22 protein-coding genes are annotated in these 21,870 nt (G+C 76.7%); 11 read left to right on the top strand and 11 right to left on the bottom strand.

Translation table 11 applies throughout. The features are described from left to right. Positions 1-57: 57 nt before the first annotated feature. Complete coding sequence (locus ACI8AD_RS02345; RefSeq protein ID WP_456868955.1) at positions 58-771, top strand: tyrosine-protein phosphatase; 714 nt, start codon at positions 58-60, stop codon at positions 769-771. Positions 772-804: 33 nt separating this feature from the next. Here ACI8AD_RS02345 and ACI8AD_RS02340 read toward each other — a convergent pair whose 3' ends face one another. Genes ACI8AD_RS02340 through ACI8AD_RS02330 form a run of 3 tightly spaced genes read right to left on the bottom strand, consistent with a single transcriptional unit; the run spans position 805 to position 4,197 of the window. After that, on the bottom strand, positions 805-2,037 hold the full coding sequence (locus ACI8AD_RS02340; RefSeq protein WP_456868954.1) for an MFS transporter: 1,233 nt from the start codon (positions 2,035-2,037) through the stop codon (positions 805-807). A gap of 49 nt (positions 2,038-2,086) precedes the next feature. Next, positions 2,087-3,580: a precorrin-2 C(20)-methyltransferase gene (locus ACI8AD_RS02335; protein WP_456868953.1), complete on the bottom strand. Its 1,494-nt coding sequence runs from the start codon at positions 3,578-3,580 to the stop codon at positions 2,087-2,089. After that, positions 3,577-4,197 (bottom strand): precorrin-8X methylmutase, encoded by a 621-nt coding sequence (locus ACI8AD_RS02330; protein ID WP_456868952.1) that lies wholly within the window; start codon positions 4,195-4,197, stop codon positions 3,577-3,579. Before ACI8AD_RS02330 ends, ACI8AD_RS02335 begins: the two co-directional genes overlap by 4 nt. 44 nt (positions 4,198-4,241) lie before the next feature. Between ACI8AD_RS02330 and ACI8AD_RS02325 the strand changes: the two genes are divergently transcribed. Then, positions 4,242-5,423, top strand: a complete 1,182-nt coding sequence (locus ACI8AD_RS02325) for a glucose-1-phosphate adenylyltransferase family protein (protein ID WP_456868951.1) — start codon at positions 4,242-4,244, stop codon at positions 5,421-5,423. Here the strand turns inward: ACI8AD_RS02325 and cobG are convergent. Continuing rightward, positions 5,396-6,565, bottom strand: coding sequence for a precorrin-3B synthase (cobG, locus tag ACI8AD_RS02320; RefSeq protein ID WP_456868950.1), 1,170 nt, complete (start codon positions 6,563-6,565; stop codon positions 5,396-5,398). The genes ACI8AD_RS02325 and cobG overlap by 28 nt on opposite strands. A gap of 128 nt (positions 6,566-6,693) precedes the next feature. Next, positions 6,694-7,452 (bottom strand): DUF4383 domain-containing protein, encoded by a 759-nt coding sequence (locus ACI8AD_RS02315; protein WP_456868949.1) that lies wholly within the window; start codon positions 7,450-7,452, stop codon positions 6,694-6,696. A 119-nt stretch (positions 7,453-7,571) separates the two neighbouring features. Here ACI8AD_RS02315 and ACI8AD_RS02310 point away from each other — a divergent pair, with 119 nt between their 5' ends. Beyond that, positions 7,572-7,901 (top strand): tetratricopeptide repeat protein, encoded by a 330-nt coding sequence (locus tag ACI8AD_RS02310; RefSeq protein WP_456868948.1) that lies wholly within the window; start codon positions 7,572-7,574, stop codon positions 7,899-7,901. A 98-nt stretch (positions 7,902-7,999) separates the two neighbouring features. Further along, a complete protein-coding gene (locus ACI8AD_RS02305) occupies positions 8,000-9,865 on the top strand; it encodes an ABC transporter ATP-binding protein (protein WP_456869156.1) in 1,866 nt (621 codons plus the stop codon). 21 nt (positions 9,866-9,886) lie between these two features. Here the strand turns inward: ACI8AD_RS02305 and ACI8AD_RS02300 are convergent, their stop codons facing one another. Further along, positions 9,887-10,339 (bottom strand): nitroreductase family deazaflavin-dependent oxidoreductase, encoded by a 453-nt coding sequence (locus ACI8AD_RS02300; protein WP_456868947.1) that lies wholly within the window; start codon positions 10,337-10,339, stop codon positions 9,887-9,889. Beyond that, entirely contained in the window at positions 10,336-11,040 is a 705-nt protein-coding gene (locus ACI8AD_RS02295) for a hemerythrin domain-containing protein (RefSeq protein WP_456868946.1), read from the bottom strand. The genes ACI8AD_RS02300 and ACI8AD_RS02295 overlap by 4 nt, the downstream gene beginning before the upstream one ends. 58 nt (positions 11,041-11,098) lie before the next feature. Between ACI8AD_RS02295 and ACI8AD_RS02290 the strand changes: the two genes are divergently transcribed. The 4 genes from ACI8AD_RS02290 (at position 11,099) to ACI8AD_RS02275 (ending at position 16,106) form a co-directional block, all read left to right on the top strand. Then, entirely contained in the window at positions 11,099-11,728 is a 630-nt protein-coding gene (locus ACI8AD_RS02290) for a TetR/AcrR family transcriptional regulator (protein WP_456868945.1), read from the top strand. Between the two features lie 29 nt (positions 11,729-11,757). Next, complete coding sequence (locus ACI8AD_RS02285) at positions 11,758-12,156, top strand: YunG family protein (protein WP_456868944.1); 399 nt, start codon at positions 11,758-11,760, stop codon at positions 12,154-12,156. Between the two features lie 11 nt (positions 12,157-12,167). Then, positions 12,168-15,785, top strand: a complete 3,618-nt coding sequence (gene cobN, locus ACI8AD_RS02280; protein WP_456868943.1) for a cobaltochelatase subunit CobN — start codon at positions 12,168-12,170, stop codon at positions 15,783-15,785. A gap of 150 nt (positions 15,786-15,935) precedes the next feature. Continuing rightward, positions 15,936-16,106, top strand: a complete 171-nt coding sequence (locus ACI8AD_RS02275; RefSeq protein WP_456868942.1) for a hypothetical protein — start codon at positions 15,936-15,938, stop codon at positions 16,104-16,106. Positions 16,107-16,149: 43 nt separating this feature from the next. Here ACI8AD_RS02275 and ACI8AD_RS02270 read toward each other — a convergent pair whose 3' ends face one another. The 3 genes from ACI8AD_RS02270 to ACI8AD_RS02260 are packed head-to-tail and all read right to left on the bottom strand — an operon-like array spanning position 16,150 to position 18,022. After that, entirely contained in the window at positions 16,150-16,944 is a 795-nt protein-coding gene (locus ACI8AD_RS02270; protein WP_456868941.1) for an adenosylcobinamide-GDP ribazoletransferase, read from the bottom strand. Further along, positions 16,941-17,462, bottom strand: a complete 522-nt coding sequence (gene cobU / locus ACI8AD_RS02265; RefSeq protein WP_456868940.1) for a bifunctional adenosylcobinamide kinase/adenosylcobinamide-phosphate guanylyltransferase — start codon at positions 17,460-17,462, stop codon at positions 16,941-16,943. The genes ACI8AD_RS02270 and cobU overlap by 4 nt, the downstream gene beginning before the upstream one ends. Continuing rightward, complete coding sequence (locus ACI8AD_RS02260) at positions 17,462-18,022, bottom strand: histidine phosphatase family protein (RefSeq protein WP_456868939.1); 561 nt, start codon at positions 18,020-18,022, stop codon at positions 17,462-17,464. The genes cobU and ACI8AD_RS02260 overlap by 1 nt, the downstream gene beginning before the upstream one ends. 64 nt (positions 18,023-18,086) lie before the next feature. On the opposite strand from ACI8AD_RS02260, the gene ACI8AD_RS02255 reads away from it, so the two are divergent. From ACI8AD_RS02255 to ACI8AD_RS02245, 3 genes are all read left to right on the top strand, one after another. Beyond that, entirely contained in the window at positions 18,087-18,875 is a 789-nt protein-coding gene (locus tag ACI8AD_RS02255) for an oxidoreductase (RefSeq protein ID WP_456868938.1), read from the top strand. 60 nt (positions 18,876-18,935) lie between these two features. After that, positions 18,936-19,910 (top strand): aldo/keto reductase, encoded by a 975-nt coding sequence (locus tag ACI8AD_RS02250; RefSeq protein ID WP_456868937.1) that lies wholly within the window; start codon positions 18,936-18,938, stop codon positions 19,908-19,910. Between the two features lie 73 nt (positions 19,911-19,983). Continuing rightward, positions 19,984-20,877 carry an IS982 family transposase gene (locus ACI8AD_RS02245; RefSeq protein ID WP_456868936.1) on the top strand — a complete coding sequence of 298 codons (894 nt, stop codon included), beginning with the start codon at positions 19,984-19,986 and terminating at the stop codon, positions 20,875-20,877. Positions 20,878-20,897: 20 nt separating this feature from the next. Here the strand turns inward: ACI8AD_RS02245 and ACI8AD_RS02240 are convergent, their stop codons facing one another. After that, positions 20,898-21,749 carry an HAD family hydrolase gene (locus ACI8AD_RS02240; protein WP_456868935.1) on the bottom strand — a complete coding sequence of 284 codons (852 nt, stop codon included), beginning with the start codon at positions 21,747-21,749 and terminating at the stop codon, positions 20,898-20,900. Positions 21,750-21,870: the final 121 nt, after the last annotated feature.

Here is a 21,870-nt window from a genome sequence, read left to right as displayed (position 1 = left end):
CGCGCCGGCGGGGGCGGCGGACCCGCTCCGCGGTGCCCGCTCGTCGATGCTGGTCCGGTGGGTACCGGGAGAGCGGTGGACTGGGACGGCTTCCACAACGCGCGTGACCTCGGAGGACTGCCCACGCGGTCGGGCCGGTGGACCCGGCGCGGGGCGTTCTACCGGTCGGCGACGCTGCAGCTGGTCACCCCGGCGGGCTGGGAGCAGGCGCACCGGGCCGGCGTGCGGACCGTCGTCGACCTCCGCAACGACGACGTCGCCGCCGAGCCGGTCGGCCCGGTCGGCATCACACGCGTGCGCGTGCCGCTCGACGGGGTCGAGGACACGGAGCTGTGGCGCCGGCTGCGGGACGAGGAGCTCGACGGGACACCGCTGTACTACGCGCCGTTCCTGGCCTGCCGGTCCGACCGCGTGGCCGTGGTGGTGACGGCCCTCGCGCGGACGGCGCCCGGAGGCGTGCTGTTCCACTGCGCCGCCGGCCGTGACCGCACCGGCCTCGTCACCCTGCTGCTGCTGGCGCTGGCCGACGTGGAACCGGAGGCCGTCGCCGAGGACCACACCCTCAGCGTCGAACCGCTGCGGCGGCTGGCGGCCCTGCTCGGACGGCCCGACGAGCAGCCCGCCCTCGAGCGGGTGCTCACCGCGCACGGCACGACGGCCCGCAGCTCGCTGCTGGCGACCCTCGAGGAACTCGACGTCGCGTCCTACCTGACCGCGGCCGGGGTCTCCGAGGACGACCTGGCCACCCTCCGCGACCGCCTGGTGGCATGAGCCGTCCCCGGGTCCCCTGCGGGGAGCAGGGGCTCAGGCGGCCAGCGGCTCCGCCGGCTCCTCGGTGCGGTCGGCGGCCGGAGGGCGGCGGTCGGCCAGCCGCAGGCCGGCGGCCGCGCCGAGGGCCAGCACGATGACGACGGCGCCGTAGACCTCCGCGACCAGCTGCAGGCCCACGGCGTTCGAGGCGATGCCGGCGACGATCGCCGGGACGCTGAAGGCCAGGTACCCGACGACGAAGACGCTCGACAGCAGCCCCGCGCGGTGGCCCGGCGCGACGCCGGCGGTCACCAGCGCCACCGCGCCGAGGAACGCCGCGCCGAAGCCGGTGCCCGCCACCGCGGCGGACAGGAAGAACAGCCAGGCCGAGCCGGTGGCCAGCGCGACCAGCAGGGCGGCCACGGCGACGGCGAACAGGAGACAGCCGCCGCCCATCGACCGGCGCGGCGGCAGGTCGCGGGCCAGCAGGCTCCCGACGACGCCGGCGCCCTGCATGCAGAGGATGAGCAGGCTGCCCACGAGGTGGTCGGTGATGCCGAAGACGCCGGCCACCAGCGACGGGCCCAGGGAGAGCACCAGGCCCCCCATCGCCCACAGCGCGACCAGCGCGGGGACGGCGACGGCGAACGCGCGGCGCTGTGGCCGCGGCACCTCGACCCGCGGGCGCAGCGAGGCCAGCGCCCCGGGCAGCCGCGGCGAGGACTCCGGCAGGAGCAGCACCAGCGCCGTGCCCAGCAGGAAGACGACGGTGAGCACGCCGAACACCCACGGCGTCGGGTCGGCCGTGCCCTCGATGGCCAGACCGGCGCCGACCGCACCGAGGGACAGGCCCAGGCCGGGCGAGACGCTGTTGAGCAGCGCGCCGAGCGGCCGCCGCCCGGGGCGCTGCAGGTCGAGCAGGGTGGCGCCCAGCGACCCGGTGAGCGCGCCGGTGGACAGCCCCTGCAGGACGCGGGCGGCCAGCAGCCAGCCCACGCCGTCGGCGGCGAGGAAGACCACCATGGCGACCGCCTGCAGCAGCAGCCCGGCGGCCAGCACCGGCCGCCGTCCCACGTGGTCGGAGAGGCTGCCGACCACCAGCAGCGCGGCCAGCAGCGCGAAGGCGTAGATGCCGAAGACCAGCGTCAGGACGCCGGCGCCGAAGCCGAACTGCTCCTGGTAGACGCGGTAGAGCGGCGACGGGACACCGGAGGCGGCCAGCACCAGCACGAGGAGTCCGGCCACCGACCAGAACGCGGCGGGCCGGGAGAGGCGGAGGGCGGGCACGACACAGGCCAAGCGGTGCGGGGACGGCGTTGTTCCCCGCCCCGGCGCGTCAGGCCGGGTAGCGGCGCGGTGTGTAGACCTGCCCCGACGGCGTCACCCGCGTCTGCGACGAGCCGACCAGCACCAGGCAGCGCATGTCCACGGTCTCCGGGTCCAGCTCGCCGAGCGTGGTCACCCGGACCTCCTCCTCCGGCCCGCCGACGTCGCGGCCGACCACGACCACCGTCTCCGGCTTGCGCACCTCCAGCAGCGCGGTCAGCGCTTCGCCGAGCTGGTGCGGGCGCGCCTTCGAGCGCGGGTTGTAGAGGGCGAGGACCAGGTCGGCCGCCGCGGCGGCGCGCAGCCGGTCGAGGACGACGTCGAGCGGCTTGAGCACGTCCGACAGGCTGATGACGGCGAAGTCGTGGCCCAGCGGCGCGCCGACCCGCGCGGCCACGGCCTGGGCGGCGGTCAGGCCGGGCAGCACCCGCACCCGGACGCCGGCGTGCTCCGGGCGGCCGGCGGCCTCGAGCACCGCCGCGGCCATCGCGAACACGCCCGGGTCGCCGCTGGACACGACCGCGACCCGCCGTCCGGACCGGGCCAGCTCCAGGGCGTGCGCGGCGCGCTCGGCCTCCACCCGGTTGTCGCTGGGGTGGCGGGTCTGGCGCGGGTTGGCCGGCACCCGGTCGAGGTAGGGGCCGTAGCCGACCAGGTCGTCGGCGCAGGCGAGCGCGTCGGCGGCCTCGGGCGTCGTCCAGCCGCGGGCGCCGGGGCCCAGGCCGACGACGACGACCTCCCCGGCGCGCGCCCCGTCGTCCGGGGGCACGGGCGCGTTGCCCGGCCCGGTGAGCGGGCTGGGCAGCAGCGCGAGGGAGAAGTACGGGACCGTCGCGGGGTCGACGTCGGCGAGCGGGAGGGTGCGCTGCCGGTCGGTGGTGGCCCGCTCGACGTAGAGCGCGCGGTCGAGGACGCCGGCGGCCTCGAACGCCTCGCGCACCTGCCCGAAGGTGCGGCCCAGCTTCAGCACCGCGGCGGAGTCGGTGGTGGCCAGCCACTCGGCGAGCTCGTCGGCCGGGAGGGTGCCGGGCAGCACGGTGAGCACCTCGTCGCGCTCCACCAGCGGCCGGCCCACCACCGCCGCCGCGCCGCTCACGCTGGTCACCCCGGGCACGACCTCGGTGGGGTAGCGGTGCGCGAGCCGCTTGTGCATGTGCATGTAGGAGCCGTAGAAGAACGGGTCGCCCTCGGCGAGCACGACGACGTCGCGGCCGGCGTCGAGGTGCGCGGCCAGCCGAGCCGCGGCGGCCTCGTAGAACTCGTCGATGGCGCCCTGGTAGCCGCCGGGGTGGTCGGTGGTCTCCGTGGTGACCGGATAGACCAGCAGCTCCTCGACCTGGCCCGCGTGCAGGTAGGGCTCGGCGAGGGCGCGCGCCACCGAGCGGCCGTGCTGCGCGGCGTGGAAGGCGACGACGTCGGCGGCGGCGATCAGCCGGGCGGCCTTGACGGTGACCAGCTCGGGGTCGCCGGGGCCCAGCCCGACGCCGTAGAGGCGGCCCGTCACTCGACGTCGCTCGCGATCGCGTTCACGGCCGCGGCGGCCATGGCGCTGCCGCCCCGCCGTCCGCGGACGACGAGGTGCTCGAGGTCGGAGGCGGCCAGCGCCTCCTTGGACTCGGCGGCGCCGATGAAGCCGACCGGGATGCCGAGGACCGCGGCCGGGCGGGGCGCGCCGGCGGCGACCATCTCCAGCAGGTGGAACAGCGCGGTGGGGGCGTTGCCGACGGCGACGACGGCGCCGTCGAGGCGGTCGCGCCACAGCTCCAGCGCGGCGGCGGTGCGGGTGGTGCCGAGCGCGGCGGCCAGGGCGGGGACGCGCGGGTCGCCGAGGGTGCAGACGACGTCGTTGTCCTTCGGCAGCCGGCGGCGGGTGACGCCCGAGGCGACCATCTGCGCGTCGCAGAGCACCGGCGCGCCGGCGTCGAGGGCCTCGCGGGCGCGGCGGACGACGTCGGGGCTGTACGCGACGTCGGCGACCAGGTCGACCTGCCCGCAGGCGTGGATCATGCGCACGACGGTGCGGGCGACGTCGTCGGGCAGGCCGATGAGGTCGGCCTCGGCCCGGATGGTCGCGAACGACCGCCGGTAGATCTCGGCGCCGTCCTTCTCGTACTCGTACATCGCCCGCGAGGCTACGGCCCGGTCCGGCGGGGTAGCGGGGGGCCATGGCCCTTCCCCGTCTGCTCGTCCTCGTCCTGGCCGGTGGTGCGGGTGGCCGCCTGCAACTGCTGACCGCGGACCGGGCCAAGCCCGCCGTCCCCTTCGCCGGGGTCTACCGGCTCGTCGACTTCCCGCTGAGCAACTGCCAGCACTCGCACATCGCCGACGTGTGGGTGTCCATCCAGCAGCACCCGACCTCCCTGGCCGATCACCTGGCCAACGGGCGGCCGTGGGACCTCGACCGCACCAGCGGCGGGCTCATGACGCTGCCGCCGTTCCAGGGGACCGAGCGGGGCGGGTGGAACACCGGGACGGCGAACTCGCTGTGGCGGCAGGCCGAGCTCGTCCGCGGGTTCGGCGCCGACGCGCTGGTGGTGGTCAGCTCCGACGCCGTCTACAAGCTGGACTACCGGGAGGTCGCCGAGGCGCACCTGCAGTCAGGGGCCGAGGTGACGATGGTGACCACCCAGGTCGACGCCGACGACGCCGCCCGCTACGGCATCGTCGAGGTCGACGGCGACCGGGTCACCGGCTACGCCTACAAGCCCGACGAGCCGGCCACCACCACCGCCACCAACGAGGTGTTCGTCTTCGACCCGGGGCCGACGCTCGACCGGCTGGAACAGCTGCGGTCCGAGGTCGGCGAGGAGGGGCTGGAGGACCTCGGCACCCACCTGCTGCCGGCGCAGACCCGCGACGGCCTGGCGCGGGCGTACCCGCTCGAGGGCTACTGGCGCGACGTGGGCACGGTCGAGTCCTACTGGGAGGCGCACCGGGACTTCCTCTCGCCCGAGCCGCCGATCGACCTCGACGACCCGCGGTGGCCGATCCACACCCGCGGCGGGCGGCACAGCGCGGCCCGGGTGCTCGACGACGGCCAGATCGAGAACAGCCTGCTCTCCGGCGGCACCCGCATCTCGGGCAACGTGCGCGGCTCGGTGCTCTCCCCGGGCGTGGTGGTCGAGGCCGGCGCGACGGTCCTGGACTCGGTGCTGCTGCCCGGGGTGCGGGTGCGCGCGGGCGCGACGGTGACCCGCTCGGTGGTCGACGACGGCGTCGACGTCGGCCGCGGCAGCTCGGTGGGCGGCGAGGGCGACGTCACCCTGGTGGGACTGCGGGCGCAGCTGGCGGAGGGCACCGAGATCCCCGCCGGTGCGCGCTACCCCGACCCCGACGAGACCTCGTAGCCCGCCGGCGTCGCGACGACGTCGAGCACCTCCCCGCGCGGGCGCCCGCACCGGCGCCCGCACCCCGCCCAGTGCACGCGCACGCCCTCCGGCACGGTGCCGCCCGCGACGGCGGCCGCGGCGTCGGCCCGGACGTCGGCCAGCGACCGCGCACACCCCGGCCGGCCGGCGCAGGCGGTGACCCGCGTCCACGGGCTCGCGGCGTCGAACACGATCCCGGTGCGGTGCAGGTCGACGGCGGCGTCGTCCACCCGGTCCTCGGGCAGGTCGGGGACGACCACGCTGCGCCACGGGGTCAGCTGGACCCCGCCGGCCAGCCCGGCGAGCAGGTCGGCCTGACCGGCGGACAGCCGCCCCAGCGGGACGACGCCGACCAGCGCCGTGCGCCCGCCGGGCTGCGGCCGCGCCCCCACCGGGCCGGCCGCCGGTGCCGACGGGACGGCGACCGGCGCCACGGGGGAACCGGGGAGCCGGTCGCGCACCCGCGCCGGGCCGTCGTCGAGCTCGGCCAGCCGCCACGCGGTGCCGCCCTGGGCCGCACGCTCGGCGAGGAGGGCGCGGGCGGCGGCCAGCAGCAGGTCCACCGCCGACGATGCCGGGGCGCGCAACCCGCTGTCCGCCCCGGCCAGCAGCAGCGCCGCCGAGGTCGGGGACAGCGCGAGCAGGCCGACGTCGCCGCCGAGCCCGGACACGTCGCCGCGGCCGTCGTCGAGGGTGGCCAGGAAGCGGCCGGGCAGCTCCGCGAGACCGGGGTCGGCGCACAGGCCGGCGTCGAGCGCGGCCACCCACGGGCGGGCGTCGAGCAGGCCGCCGGCGCGGCCGGTGAGCGCGCTGGCCAGCACGTTGCGCACCCGCTCGTGCGTCTCGCTGGGCAGCAGGCCGGCCACGGCCAGCCGGTCGCCGAGCTCCCGGGCGGCGCCGGGCGCGAGCCCGCGCAGCTGCAGGTTGCCCCGGCTGGTCATCTCCAGGGCGCCGTCGCCGAGGTCCCGGGCCGCCGCGGCCAGCACGCGCAGCTGCGCCGCGCCGAGCAGCCCGCCGGGGACGCGGACGCGGGCCAGCTCGCCGTCGGCGGCCGGGTGGGTCTGCAGCGCGCCCGGGCAGGCGTCAGGGCGGGATCGGGCAGGAGTCCGGGCAGGAGTCATGGGGGCCGCGCCCGGACCGCGCCGGGGCCAACCCCCGCCCACCGCAGGCGGGCCCGCGGGCCCCGGCGAACCACAAAAAAAACACCCCGCCCGCCAAGGTACGGCGCGGGCGCCACGACCGGCCGTCGTCAGGCGTCCCGGCGGGCCCGGTCGAACGACATCCAGACCTCGCGGCGCTCCTTGCGGGTGGTCACCTGCGCCATGGCGGCGACGCGGCGGCGCTGCTCGAAGGAGGCGACGTGCTGGACGACGGCGACCTCGGCGTCGCGCATGGCCCGCTCGGCGGCGAACTCGGCCGGCGTCGACGGGTACTCGTCGGGCGAGACCGGGGACACCTCGTCGTCGCGCTCCCGGGCGTAGGGGCTGTCGGGCGGCAGGTTGCCGCTCACCCGGCCGTAGGCGCCGAGCAGCAGCAGCACCAGGCCGGCGACCACGGAGAAGGCGACGTTGCTGATGCCGAACGCCAGGACGTTCAGGTCGGTGTTGAGCACTGCCAGGTTGGCCAGCGCCGACACCAGGAACAGCACGCCGATGACGATCATGACCGTCGAGGCGGTCCGCGGGCTGCGCAGCGCGGAGAACACCAGCACGACCGCCGTCACGATCGAGATGGTCGACAGCAGGCCGTTCGACGACAGGCCGAGGACGCGCTCGCCGTCGGTGGAGAAGTAGTCGAGCCCGTTGGCGAACCCGAGCACGCCGAAGACGGCGATGACGCCGGCGACGACGAGGGCGCCGATGCGCTGCACGGTGTAGACGCGGTTGCGCTCGGCCGCGGGCGGCGCGTCGGGCTGCTGACGGGGCGGGGCCGGCGAGCGGTCGGCCGTCCGGTGGCGGTGCAGCGACAGGGCCATGGTGTGCTCCTCGAGCCGGAGGACTGCTGGCATCGGTTGTTCCCAACTCGATGGCGTGCGGATGCACCTCGTTCCGGACTTCCTCGTGCCGCGCACGCACCGGGCGTGTCGCGGTCCGGGAAGAGCGGACCCCCCGCCGTCGTTCCGTCGGCGTGAACCAGCCCTTCGAGTCCGACCTGCACTCCGACTACCTGCGTGCCGACCTGTTCTTCTCCATGGGGCAGCCGGTCGAGGCCGCGCGCGTCCTGGAGCCGCTCGTGGCGGCCGAGCCGGGCAACGAGGCCGCGCTGGAGCTCCTGGCGCGCAGCTACTTCGGCTCGGCCCAGCTGCAGCGCGCCGAGGACGCGCTGCGCCGGCTGGTCGAGCTGGCCCCCGCCAACGGGTGGGCCCGCCGCGCCCTGGCCCGCACCCTGGAGCGGCAGAGCCGGGGCGAGGAGGCCGTGCCGCACCACCGCATGGCCGACGCGCTCGGCGCCGAGTGACCGCTCCCTGCGCGGAGTAGCCCGCCGACCGTTCTTGCGGTTCCGGCACGGGCGTTGACCTCGAGTCGGCTCGAGGTCCTAGCGTCCCCGCCGTGAGCATGGAGATGACGGCGTGGTCGGCGCTGTCGCGGGCCACGCACGCCCGCACCGACCGGCGGGCGATCTCCCGCGCGACCCTGCGGCGGGTGCTGACCCACGCCCGGCCGCACCGGGCCCGCATCGGCGCCTTCGTCGCAGTGGGCGTCGTCGAGGCGGTGCTCGCCGTCGCCACGCCGCTGCTGGCCGGCCGGGTGGTGGACGAGATCGTCGGCGGCGGCAGCGCCGGCACCGTCGTCGGCCTCGCTGTCGTCATCGCCGCGGTGGCCCTCGCCGGGACCGCGCTCGGCCTGCTCGGCCGGTGGCTGTCGGCCACCCTCGGCGAGGGGCTCATCCTCGACCTGCGCACCGCCGTGTTCGACCACGTGCAGCGGATGCCGGTGGCCTTCTTCACCCGCACGCGCACCGGCGCGCTGGTGTCCCGGCTCGACAACGACGTCCTCGGGGCCCAGCGCGCCTTCAGCGACACCCTGTCGGGGATCGTCACCAACACCGTCACGCTGCTGCTCGCGCTCGCCGCGATGCTCACGCTGTCGTGGCAGGTGACGCTGCTGGCGCTGCTCCTGCTGCCGGTGTTCCTGCTGCCCGCCCGCCGGATCGGCCGCCAGCTGGCCGGCCTGCGCCGGTTGGCCGCGGAGTCCAACGCCGCGATGACCGGGCAGACGACGGAGCGCTTCTCCGCGCCCGGCGCCACGCTGGTCAAGCTCTACGGCCGTCCCGACGCGGAGTCCGCGCGCTTCGCCGCCCGGGCGCGGGCGGTCCGCGACGTCGGGGTGCGGACGGCGATGGTGCAGTGGACGTTCGTCAGCGCGCTCACCCTCGTGTCCGCGCTGGCACTCGCGCTGGTCTACGGGCTGGGCGGCACGCACGCGCTGGCCGGCGCGCTGGAACCCGGCGCCGTCGTCGCGCTCGCCCTGCTGCTCACCCGGCTGTACGCGCCGCTGACCGCGCTGGCCGGTGCCCGGGTCGACGTCGCCTCGGCCCTGGTCAGCTTCGAGCGGGTGTTCGAGGTGCTCGACCTCGTGCCGCTGGTCCGCGAGCGGCCCGGTGCCCGCGAGGTCCCCGACGGCCCGGTGTCGGTCGAGCTGGACGGGGTCACGTTCGCCTACCCCTCGGCCGACCGGGTCTCCCTGGCCTCGCTCGAGGACGTCGCCCGGCTCGACGGCCGCGGCGGCGGCGACGTCCTGCACGACGTCTCGTTCACCGTGCGGCCCGGCGAGGTGCTGGCCGTCGTCGGGTCCTCGGGTGCGGGCAAGTCCACCATCGCCGCGCTGCTGCCGCGCCTCTACGACGTCGACGCCGGCGCCGTGCGGCTCGGCGGCGTCGACGTGCGCGACCTGACCGCCGCCTCGATCCGCCGCACCGTCGGGCTGGTCACGCAGGACGGCCACCTGTTCCACGAGTCGCTGCGGGACAACCTGCTGCTCGCCGATCCCGGCGCCACCGACGCGCAGCTGTGGGACGTGCTCACCCGCGCGCGGCTGGCCGACCTGGTGCGCGCGCTGCCCGACGGGCTGGACACCGTCGTCGGCGAGCGCGGCTACCGCTTCTCCGGCGGGGAGCGGCAGCGGCTGACCATCGCCCGGCTGCTGCTCGCCCGGCCGCGGGTGGTGCTGCTCGACGAGGCCACCGCGCACCTGGACGCGACGTCGGAGGCGGCGGTGCAGGAGGCCCTGGACGAGGCGCTCGAGGGCCGGACGGCGATCGTCATCGCCCACCGGCTCTCGACCGTGCGCGCGGCCGACTGCATCCTCGTCCTCGAGGGCGGGCGGGTGGTCGAGCGCGGCCGGCACGAGGAGCTGCTGGCCCTCGGCGGTCGCTACGCCGAGCTGCACCGCACCTCGTCCGGGCAGCCGGTGGCCGCCTGAGGACCGGGCCGGACGCCGGCCCTACCGGGCGGGGGACAGGCGGACCAGTGCGATCCGCCGGCTCACCTTCGCCTGGTAGTCGTCGTAGGTCGGGCAGCGGTCCATCAGCGCCTGCCACAGCCGGCCGCGGTCGGCGTCGTCGACCGCCGTCGCCACCACCGGCCGCCGCCGTCCGCGCACCTCGACCTCGCCGCGCGGGTCGGCCTGCAGGTTCAGCCACCACTGCGGCTCGGCGTCCACCCCGCCGTTCGAGGCGGCCACGACCAGGTCGTCGCCGTCGCGGACGTGCAGCAGCGGCGTGGTCAGCGTCCGCCCCGACCGGCGGCCGCGGTGGGTGAGCAGGACGACGTCCCCGCCGCGGAAGCGGTTGCCGAGACGACCTCCGGAGCGGCGCAGCAGGGCGGTGTGCCCGGCGGCCAGCCGCCGCGAGGCGGCCGTGAGGACCCGGTCGCCGCGGGACAGGGCGGCGGTCACCGGGCGGTCCCGAACAGGCGCGCGTCGGTCCGGGCGGCGCGCCGGCCGAGCAGCCGGCCGAGCGCCGACAGGACCGGCTGCCCGCCGAGGATCCGGGCCGCGGCCTCCGGCGGGATCGCCGAGACCACCCAGCCGAGCGCGGCCACGGTGTCGCGGGGGCCGTACTCCCGCGCGAACGCGGCGTCCTGGCGGGCCCAGTCCTCGGGGGTGAGGTGCCGTTGGACGAGCGCCATCCCGTCGTGCTCCTCGTGCGCCAGGTGGGCGCCGAGGGCGTCGCAGGTCCGGGCGAGGGTGTCGGTCAGCCGCTGCCGGGTGTCCGTGCCGCCCCGACCGGCGGCCAGGTCTGCCAGCCCGGCCGCGCAGGAGGCCAGCAGCGGGTCGATGCCGGCGTGCTCGGCCTCGAGCCGGTCGAGGACCTCCGGGTCGGCGCCGCGCTCCCGCAGCAGGGGCCACAGGTGGGCGTCCTCGCCGGCGTGGTGCTTGTGCAGGAACCGCGCGAACAGCTCGAAGCGCCGGGCGAGGCTCTGCCAGCGGGCCCGGTCGCTCACGTCCACGGCGGGGACGACGGCGGCGAAGGCGTCGAGGTCGCGCCGGAACGCCCGGTGCATGACGTACATCGCGGCCACGTCGACCGGGCCGTCGGGTGCGGCGGCCTGGCCGGGCAGCAGGAGCTGGACGGGGTGGGGAGGAGCGGTGGTCACGGTGACCTCTTTCAGCTGAGTAACGCTCAAACGAATAGAGGCACGGTAGGGTGGAACCGTGTCCGAGGGCAAGAGGGTGTACCGCTCCGAGTTGCGGCAGGAGCAGGCCCGGCGCACCCGCGTGCAGGTGCTCGACGCCGCGACCCGCTGCTTCGTCGAGCAGGGCTACGCCGCGACGACGATGCGCGACGTCGCGGCCGCCGCCGGGGTGTCGGTGCCGACGGTGTTCGCGCAGGGCGGCAAGGCGGCGCTGCTGCTCGCCTGCGTGGACCGGGCGCTGGTCGGCTCCGACGAGGACCGCGCGGTCCGGGAGCTCGGCCCGTTCGCGCAGCTGCTCGCCGCGCCGGACCGCGCCGGCCGGCTCGCGGCGCTGCGGGAGCTGGTGCTCGAGGCCGCCCCCGGGTCCCGGGCGATGCAGGACGTCTTCGCGGCGGCCGCGGCGGCCGACCCGGACGTGCGGCCCGCCTACGAGGAGTACGAGCGCCGGCGGCGCGCCGACACCACCGCCCTCCTCGGCGCCTTCGCGCCCGACCTGCGCGAGGACCTCGACCTCGACACGGCGACCGACGTCGCCTGGTCGGTCTTCTCGCCCTCGACGCAGTCCCGGCTCATGGTGGGGTGCGGCTGGCCGGCCGCCCGCTTCGCCGACTGGGTGGCCGACACCCTCGACCGCCTGCTGCTGCGCTGACGTCACCCCCGTCGGGCAGGGTGCCGGGCGTGTCCGTCCCCGAGCAGCTCACCGCCGCCGTGCGCGCCGCCTGGTGCCGCGGGACCTGCGACGACAGCGACCTCGCCGACTGGTCGCCGGCGAACCCCGCCCGCGGCCAGTGCGGCGCCACGGCGCTGGTGCTGCACGACCTCCTCGGCGGGAACCTGCTGCTGGCCGAGGTGCTCCGGCCCGACGGGTCGCGCCAGGGCGTGCACTGGTGGAACCGGCTGCCCGACGGCACCGAGGCCGACCTCACCCGCGAGCAGTTCGCACCGCACGAGGTGGTGCAGGCGCCGCGGGTCGTCGTCCGCCCGCCCGGGCCGCCCCGCCGCAACCGCGAGCAGTACCTGCGGCTGCGCGCGGCGGTGCTCCGCGCGCTCGGCGAGCGGGCGCAGGCGCCCGGGTAGCGTCTGACCGCGTGTTCGTCCTGCTCTCCACGAGCGACACCGACCTGCTCTCCGCCCGCGCCAGCGGTGCCGACTGGCGCCCGGGCAACCCGGTCCGGCTGGGGACCGACGGCATCGCGGCGCTGACCGAGGGCGCCGACCTCGTCGTCGTCCGCATCCTCGGCGTCCGCCGGCAGTACGAGGAGATGCTCCGCCCCCTGCTGGCCGGTCCCGCACCGGTCGTCGTCCTCGGCGGGGAGCAGGTGCCCGACGCCGAGCTGATGGAGCTGTCCACCGTCCCGATGGGCGTGGCCACCGAGGCCCACGGCTACCTCGCGCAGGGCGGGCCGGACAACCTCGTGCAGCTGCACCGGTTCCTCTCGGACACGGTGCTGCTCACCGGCGAGGGCTTCGCCCCGCCGTCGGTCGCCCCCGACTGGGGGGTGCTGGAGCGCGCCGCCCGGACCTCGGCCGGCCCGCGGGTCGCCGTCCTCTACTACCGGGCCCACCACCTGGCCGGGAACACCGCGTTCGTCGAGGACCTCTGCCGCGCCGTCGAGGACGCCGGCGGGCAGGCGCTGCCGGTGTTCGTGAGCTCGCTGCGCAGCGTCCCCGACGACCTGCTCGACGTGCTGCGCACCGCCGACGCGCTCGTCGTCACGGTGCTCGCCGCCGGCGGCTCGCGGCCGGCCACCGCGTCGGCCGGCGAGGACGACGGCGCGTGGGACGTCGGCCGGCTCGCCGCGCTCGACGTGCCGGTCGTGCAGGGGCTGTGCCTGACCCGCTCGCGCGCGGACTGGCTGGCCGACGACGACGGCCTGTCCCCGCTCGACGTGGGCAACCAGGTCGCGATCCCGGAGTTCGACGGGCGGCTGATCAGCGTGCCGTTCTCCTTCAAGGAGACCGACGACGACGGCCTGACCCGCTACGTCGCCGACCCCGAGCGGGCGGCCCGGGTGGCGGGGACGGCGGTGGCGCACGCCCGGCTGCGGTCGGTGGCGCCCCGGGACCGCCGCATCGTGGTGATGCTCAGCGCCTACCCGACCAAGCACGCGCGGATCGGCAACGCCGTCGGCCTGGACACCCCGGCCTCGGTGGTGCGGCTGCTGGCCGCCATGCACGGGCAGGGCTACGACGTCGGCCCGTTCGACGGCCCCGACGCGCTGCCCGGCGTGGCCGACCTCGACGGCGACGCGCTGGTCCACGCGCTCGTCGCCGCCGGCGGGCAGGACGCGGACTGGCTGACCGAGGAGCAGCTGTCGGGCAACCCGGTGCGCATCCCGGCCGCGGAGTACCGGCGCTTCTTCGACACCCTGCCCGCGGACCTGCGCGAGGCGATGGTGGCGCACTGGGGCGAGCCGCCGGGGTCGCTGTTCGTGGACGGGGGCGACATCGTGTTCGCCGCGCTGCGGGCCGGCAACGTCGTCGTGATGGTGCAGCCGCCGCGCGGCTTCGGCGAGAACCCGATCGCGATCTACCACGACCCCGACCTGCCGCCCTCGCACCACTACCTGGCCGCCTACCGGTGGCTGCGGTCGGAGTTCGGCGCGCACGCGCTGGTGCACGTCGGCAAGCACGGCAACCTGGAGTGGCTGCCGGGCAAGACCGTGGGGCTGTCGGCCTCGTGCGGGCCCGACGCCGCGATCGGCGACCTGCCGCTGGTCTACCCGTTCCTGGTCAACGACCCCGGCGAGGGCTCGCAGGCCAAGCGGCGGGCCCACGCCACGCTGGTCGACCACATGGTGCCGCCCATGGCGCGCGCGGACTCCTACGGCGACATCGCGCGGCTGGAGCAGCTGCTCGACGAGCACGCCAACGTCGCGGCGATGGACCCGGCGAAGCTGCCGGCGGTGCGGGCGCAGATCTGGACGCTGCTGCAGGCCGCCAAGCTCGACTCCGACCTGGGGTTGAACGAGCGCCCGGCCGACGAGCACTTCGACGAGATGATCCTGCACGTCGACGGCTGGCTCTGCGAGATCAAGGACTCCCAGATCCGCGACGGCCTGCACGTCCTCGGCGTCCCGCCGTCGGGGCAGGACCGGGTCGACCTGGTGCTGGCGGTGCTGCGGGCCCGGCAGATCTGGGGCGGCTCGGTGGCGCTGCCCGGGCTGCGGGAGGCGCTGGGCCTGGCCGAGGACGGGTCGGCGGGGCTGCGCGCCACCGACGCCGTCGAGGCGCAGGCGGCCGCGCTGGTGTCGGGCATGGAGGACGCCGGCTGGGCGGCCACCGCCGTCGACGACGTCGTCCGGGAGGTGCTCGGGCGCGAGGACTCCCGGGTCGCCGAGGTGCTGCGGTTCGCCGTCGACGAGCTCGTGCCCCGGCTGGAGCGCACCACCGACGAGCTCGACGCCACCCTGCACGCCCTCGACGGCGGCTACGTGCCGGCCGGGCCCTCGGGCTCGCCGCTGCGCGGGCTGGTCAACGTGCTGCCGACCGGGCGCAACTTCTACTCCGTCGACCCACGGGCGGTCCCGTCGCGGCTGGCGTGGGAGACCGGGCAGGCGATGGCCGACTCGCTGCTGGAGCGCTACCGGGCCGACACGGGGGAGTGGCCGCGGTCGGTGGGCCTGTCGGTGTGGGGCACCTCGGCGATGCGGACCTCCGGCGACGACGTCGCCGAGGTGCTCGCGCTGCTCGGCGTCCGCCCGGTGTGGGACGACGCCTCGCGGCGGGTGACCTCGCTGGAGGCGGTGCCGCTGGAGGAGCTCGGCCGGCCGCGGATCGACGTCACGGTGCGCATCTCCGGCTTCTTCCGGGACGCCTTCCCGCACGTGGTGACCATGCTCGACGACGCGGTGACCCTGGTGGCGGGGCTGGACGCGGAGTCCCCGGAGGACAACTTCGTGCGCGCCCACGTCGAGGCCGACGTCGCCGGGCACGGCGACCGGCGGCGGGCCACCACCCGGGTGTTCGGCTCCAAGCCGGGCGCCTACGGGGCGGGGCTGCTGTCGCTGATCGACTCGCGGGACTGGCGCGGCGACGCCGACCTCGCCGAGGTGTACGCGGTGTGGGGCGGCTACGCCTACGGCCGCGACCTCGACGGCGTGCAGGCCCGCCCGGACATGGAGGCGGCCTACCGGCGGATCGCGGTGGCGGCGAAGAACGTCGACACCCGCGAGCACGACATCGCCGACTCCGACGACTACTTCCAGTACCACGGCGGGATGGTGGCGACCGTCCGAGCGCTGACCGGCTCCGCGCCGCGGGCGTACATCGGCGACTCCACCCGGCCCGAGCAGGTGCGCACCCGGTCGCTGACCGAGGAGACCTCGCGGGTGTTCCGGGCGCGGGTGGTCAACCCGAAGTGGCTGTCGGCGATGCGCCGGCACGGCTACAAGGGCGCCTTCGAGCTGGCCGCCACGGTCGACTACCTGTTCGGCTACGACGCCACGACCGGAGTGGTCGCCGACTGGATGTACGAGAAGCTCACCGAGACCTATGTGCTCGACCCGGAGAACCGCGCGTTCATGGAGCGGTCCAACCCGTGGGCGCTGCACGGCATCGCCGAGCGGCTGCTCGAGGCGGTCGACCGCGGCATGTGGGCCGAGCCGGACCCCGCGGTGCTGGCCGAGCTGCGGCAGGCCTACCTCGACACCGAGGGCGACCTCGAGGGCGGGGAGACCCCGGCGCAGTCCGGCGCACCGGCCTGAGGCGGGCCGAACTGCCGGTTCGCGTTCCGGATCACGGGGTACGCCTGCGGCATGGGCATCCTGAACCGACTCCTGGGAACTGCTGAGACCACGGCTCGTCGCGGGGCCGCCGGCGGCCGCGCCGCCGCGGGCCGCACCACCGGACGCGGGATGGGCGGCCGGGGCACGGCGGCCGGCCGCGCCGTGTCGACCGGCCGCGGCATGGGCCGCACCCGCATGGCGACCGGCACCCCGACCCGCCGCTTCGGCCGGGGCGCACCGACCACCGCGGCCTCCGGCGGGCTGGGCCGCCTGCTCGGCTCGCTCACCGGCCGGCGCTGACCACCGCCCGGCCGCCGCCGGCCGGCGGGCGGGCACCACACCGCTAGGACACCGAGGCGGCGGCGACCAGCAGCACGACGGTCGCCGCCGCCTCGCCCATCGCCCCCATCACGTCCCCGGTGACGCCGCCGAGGCGCGCCGTCGCGCGGAGGCGGACGAGCTCGGCCGCCAGCAGTCCGGTCGCCGCCGCACCCGCGAGCGCCGCCCCGGCCGCCGCGCCCGCCACGGCCCAGCCCGCCGCCGCGGCACCGCCGAGGACCAGCACCGTCCACCCGGCCAGCCACGGCAGCGAGACGGTGCCGGCCACCGCCCGGCCCAGCGCCGAGCCGCCGGCGACGGGGACCCGCGGGAGCCCGGTGCGCGCCATCGCCAGCCGCGCCACCACGACCGCCGTCCAGAGCGCCACCCAGCCGCCCCGGCAGCCGAGCAGCGCCGCGGCCGCGGCGGCCTGCAGCAGCAGCGTCAGCACCAGGGTCACCACGCCGAACGGGCCGACGTCGCCCTGGTGCATGACCTGCAGCGCCCGCTCCCGCCCGCGCAGCGGGCCCAGCCCGTCGGCGGTGTCGGCCAGCCCGTCGAGGTGCAGCGCCCGGGTGAGCCAGGCCAGCACCGCCAGCGCCAGCACCGCCCCGGCGAGCGCGGACACCAGGCGCGTGCCGGCGACGCCCACCCCGGCCGCCACCCCGCCCAGCACGAGCCCGACCAGCGGCGCCCACGGCAGCACGCCGCGGGTCGACGTCGTCCCGGCGGCGGGCACGCGCAGCGCGGTGAGGAGCGCGGCCGACTCCAGCGGACCGGCCCACCGGGCGCGCCGCCCGTCTGCCCCCCGCCCGCTCACCGCAGCCGCTGCGGCAGCCCGGCGACCACGAACCACACCTCGTCGGCGGTGCCGGCCAGCCGCTGGTTCACCTCGCCGAGGGTGTCGCGGAACAGCCGGCCCGCGCGGGACTCCGGCACCACCCCGAGTCCGACCTCGTCGCTGACGGCCACCACGTGCGCCGGCGTCATCGCCCAGGCGTTGACCAGGGCGTCGACCCGCCCGGCCAGCCGGTCGAGCGCGCCCGCCTCCTCGGCCCACACGCCCGTCTCGTCCATCAGCGCGGCCACCCAGGTGGTCACGCTGTCGACCAGCACCGTCCCGCCGCGCAGCAGGTCGCTGGGCGCCGTGGTCTCCAGCGTCGTCCAGCCGGCCGGCCGCCGCGCGCGGTGCGCGGCCACCCGGGCGGCCCACTCCGCGTCGTCGGCGACCGGCACCGAGGTGGCGAGGTAGACGACGTCGGGGCGGCCGGTCACCAGCGACTCCGCGTGCGCCGACTTGCCCGACCGCGACCCTCCCAGCACCAGCACCCGCGCCATCAGGCGGCCGCCGTCGTGAGCTCCAGCCGGGTGACCGTGCCGTTGTGCGGGGTCACCGCCGGCATCCCGTCGGGGCCCCGTCCGGCGACGACGGCCTGTGCCGCCCGGATGGTGTCCCCGTGGGTGACCAGCGCGACGACGTCGGCCGGTGGGCGTGCGGTCAGCCCGGCCAGGAGGGCCGCGACCCGGGCGTGCAGCTGCGCCAGGCTCTCGCCGCCCTCGGCCGACCAGTGCGGATCGGTCCAGTCGACGACGTCCCACAGCTCCCGCGACGGCCGCCCCTCCAGGACGCCGTAGGCCTGCTCGCGCAGCGCCGGGGTGGTGCTGAACGGCAGCCCGGTGGCGCGGGCGCAGTGCTCGGCGGTCTGCACCGCGCGGCGCAGGTCGCTCGACAGCATCGCCCCGGGTCGCAGCGCGGCCAGCTCGCGGGCGGCGCCGGCGGCCTGCTCGTGCCCGAGGGCGGTCAGCGGCACGTGCGCGGTCTGTCCCTGCAGAAGCCCGGCGGCGTTCCACTCGCTCTGGCCGTGGCGGACGAGGAGGAGGGTGAGCGGGCGGGCCATGGTGGTCGCCGAGCGTAGGACAGGCGACCGAGGACCCCCGCGCCGGTGCTCGTACCGTCGGGACGTGACCATCCCCGTCCGTCCCGGTGCCGCCCGCGCAGCCGCCCGGCCTGCCGGCCCCGACCCGCTCGCGCCGCTGCTCGACCTGCCCGGCGTCCGCGAGGCCGCCGACGCCGCCCGCGGCGGCATCGACCGGCTGCTGGCGCACCGGCTCATGCGCAACCGGTCGGCGGAGGTCAGCAGCGAGTCCGCGCTCCGGGGTGCCCGCGCCTCGGCCGCGCTCGACGGGGTCGAGGTCGCCCTGGCCGACCTGCGCGCGGGCTCGGTGGCCGACCCGGTCGTGCAGGGCTCGCTGCGCGTCTCGGTCGGGCTGGGCGCCATGGTCGACACCTGGTCGCGGGCGCCCGGGCAGGTGCTCGCCCGGCTGCACGTGCTGGCCGCAGCCGACCTCGCCGACCGCGCCGACCTCGGCCGCCCCGCACCGCACGCCGGCCCGCGCCTGGGCGGGCTGTTCCAGCTGGTCACCGGCACCTCGGCCGTGCCGGCGGTGCTGGTCGCCGGGCTGGTCCACGGCGAGCTCGCCGCCCTGGCGCCCTTCGGCACCGCCGACGGCGTCGTCGCCCGCGCCGCCGGCCGGCTCACCACCATCGGCCGGGGCCTGGACCCCAAGGCGGTGTCGGTGCCCGAGGTCGGCTTCCTCGAGCTCGGCACCGAGGCCTACCGCGACCGGCTGGCCGGCTACGCCGCGGGCACCCCCGAGGGCGTGGCCGCCTGGCTGGTGCACTGCTGCCGGGCCACCGAGCTCGGTGCCCGCGAGGGCCTGGCCATCGCCGAGGCGATCCTGCGCGGCTGAGCCCTCCCGGCGCTCCCGGCTCCTCCTGCGCCCCGTCGCAGCCCGGGGGACAGTGGCGCCATGCGCTCCCTGGACGTCGACGGGCTCGGCCGCGTCAGCCGGATCGGGCTGGGCACCTGGCAGTTCGGCTCCCGGGAGTGGGGCTACGGCGAGGGCTACGCCGCCGGTGCGGCCCGCCGGATCGTGCGCCGCGCGCTCGAGCTGGGCGTGACCCTCTTCGACACCGCCGAGGTCTACGGCTTCGGCCGCAGCGAGCGGATCCTCGGCGAGGCCCTGGGCGACCAGCGCTCCGACGTCGTCGTCGCCACCAAGCTGCTCCCCGTGGCGCCGTTCCCGCCGGTGGTGCGCCACCGGCTCGAGGGCAGCGCCCGCCGGCTCGGCCTGCACCGGGTGCCGCTCTACCAGGTGCACCAGCCCAACCCGGTGGTCCCCGACAGCGTGCCGATGCCCGCCCTGCGCACCCTCCTCGACGAGGGCCGCATCGGCGCCGTCGGCGTCTCCAACTACTCGCTGCGGCGCTGGCGGTCCGCCGACGCGGCGCTGGGCCGGCCGGTCATCAGCAACCAGGTGCACTTCTCCCTCGCCCGGCCCGCCCCGCTGGAGGACCTGGTGCCCTTCGCCGAGCGCGAGGGGCGGCTGGTCATCGCCTACAGCCCGCTGGCGCAGGGCCTGCTCGGCGGCCGGTACGGACCCGACCACCGCCCGGGCGGGGTGCGCGCGGCCAACCCGCTGTTCGGCACCGAGAACCTGCGCCGCGCGCAGCCGCTGCTCGACGCGCTGCGCCAGGTCGCCGACGCCCACGGGGTGCGGCCCGGGACGGTGGCGCTGGCGTGGCTGGTCTCGCTGCCGCAGGTCGTGGTCATCCCCGGCGCCTCGAGCGTGGAGCAGGTGGAGGCCAACGCGGCGGCGGGCGAGCTGGAGCTGCGTGCGGACGAGGTGGCGGCGCTGACCGCGGCGGCGCGGGCGTTCACCCCCGTGTCGGCGGTGCGCACGCTCGCCGACGGCGTCCGGGAGCGGCTGGGCGCCCGGACCTAGACGAGTAAGTCCGAACGGCCGGGAGGGTCGAAGGGCGCTGTAGACGCGGGCGGAGGGTGTTCAGGCTCGGGTTGTGACGACCGACCTCAACACCCTCCTGACCGCACTCTACGTCCGCATCGACGACCACCTGAGCCCTCGTGTGCGCGCCGGACGCCGCCCGCGGCTGACCGACTCCGAGCTGCTCACCCTGGCCGTGGCCCAAGCGCTGCTCGGCGTGCCCTCCGAGGCCCGCTGGCTGCGGCTGGTGCCCGCCGCGCTGCCCGGCGCCTTTCCCTACCTGCCCGGCCAGTCGGGCTACAACAAGCGGCTGCGCGCAGCGTTGCCGCTGCTCAAGCGCCTGATCCGGGAGCTCGCCGCCGACACCGACCTGTGGGCCGACCCGGTGTGGCTGGTCGACTCCACGGCGGTCGAGTGCGCCCGCTCCCGGCCGACCGTGGCCCGCTCGGACCTGGCCGGCATCGCCGGCTACGGCTACTGCCCGTCCCATTCGCGCTGGTTCTGGGGACTGCGGCTGCACCTGATCTGCACGCCGGCCGGGCTGCCGATCACCTGGGCACTGGCCACCCCGACGATCGACGAGCGCCAGGTGCTGCTGTGCGTGCTCGACGCCGACGCCGACCTGCTCGCCGCCCGGCCGGGGCTGCTGCTGATCGCGGACAAGGGCTATGTCTCCGCCGAGCTCGACGACTACCTGCACGCCCGCGGCGCGGACCTGCTGCGGCCCTCCTACCGCAACCGCGCGCCCCGGCCCGGACAGGCGCTGCTCGCGCCGATCCGGCAGCTGATCGAGTCGGTCTACGACACCCTCAAAGGCCAACTCGACCTGGAACTACACGGCGGTCGCAGCCTGACCGGGGTGGCCACTCGCGTCGCTCAGCGGCTGCTGGCGCTCACCGCCGCCATCTGGCACAACCGCGCCACCGGACAGCCGATCACCCGATCCCTGATCGCCTACGACCACTGATCGGGTTCGGACTTACTCATCTAGGCGCCGTGGCGGTGCCGGCGGCCGCCGTTCGCCACCGCCGGGGCCACCGCGGCCGCGGCGGAGACCACGCGCAGCGCCCGCCGCCGCGCGTACCAGGCCAGGCCCACGGCCGCACCGACGCCCATCGCCGCGCCGGTGACCACCGGGACCGGCGGCGCGGCGAAGCGGCGGCGCATCGACACCGGCCGGGTGAACTCCAGGACCGGCCAGCCGCGCTCGGCGGCGACCCGCCGCAGCGCCCGGTCGGGGTTGACCGCCGTCGGGTGCCCGACCGCGGTCAGCATCGGCAGGTCGGTGACCGAGTCGCTGTAGGCGTGGCAGTCGGCCAGGTCGTAGCCGCTCTCGGCGGCCACCTGCCGCATCGCCTCGGCCTTGTTCTCGCCGTAGGCGTAGAACTCGATCTCGCCGGTGTAGTGCCCGTCGGCGCGCACCATGCGGGTGGCCACCACGCGGTCGGCGCCGAGCATCTCGCCGATCGGCTCCACCATCTCCGCACCGCTGCTGGAGACGATGACGATCTCCCGGCCGGCCGCCCGGTGGGACTCGATCAGGTCGGCGGCCTCGGCGTAGACCAGCGGGTCGACGACCTCGTGCAGCGTCTCGCTGACGATCTCGTGCACGGTGGCGACGTCCCAGCCGGTGGCCATGCGGGTGATCTGGGCGCGCATCCGCTCCATCTGCTGGGCGTCGGCGCCGGCGAGGGAGAAGACCAGCTGGGCGTAGGCGCCCTTGAGCACGGCACGGCGGTTGATCAGCCCGCCGGCGAAGAACGGCCGGCCGAAGGCCAGGGTGCTGGACTTGGCGATGACCGTCTTGTCCAGGTCGAAGAACGCCGCAGCGCGGGTCACGGTTCACGAGGGTAAGGGGAGCGGAGGCCGGTGACGGCTCCCCGCGCGCCGTCCACACCCCTCCGGGTCGTCCACAGGTCCCTCGTCGGGGGTGACCCGGGCCGCCCGGCGCGGTGGGCTC

It is taken from the genome of Geodermatophilus sp. SYSU D00766 (assembly GCF_054049915.1).
Note: the sequence above shows the minus strand (reverse complement) of the source record. Positions and strands in the feature narration are given on the sequence as shown.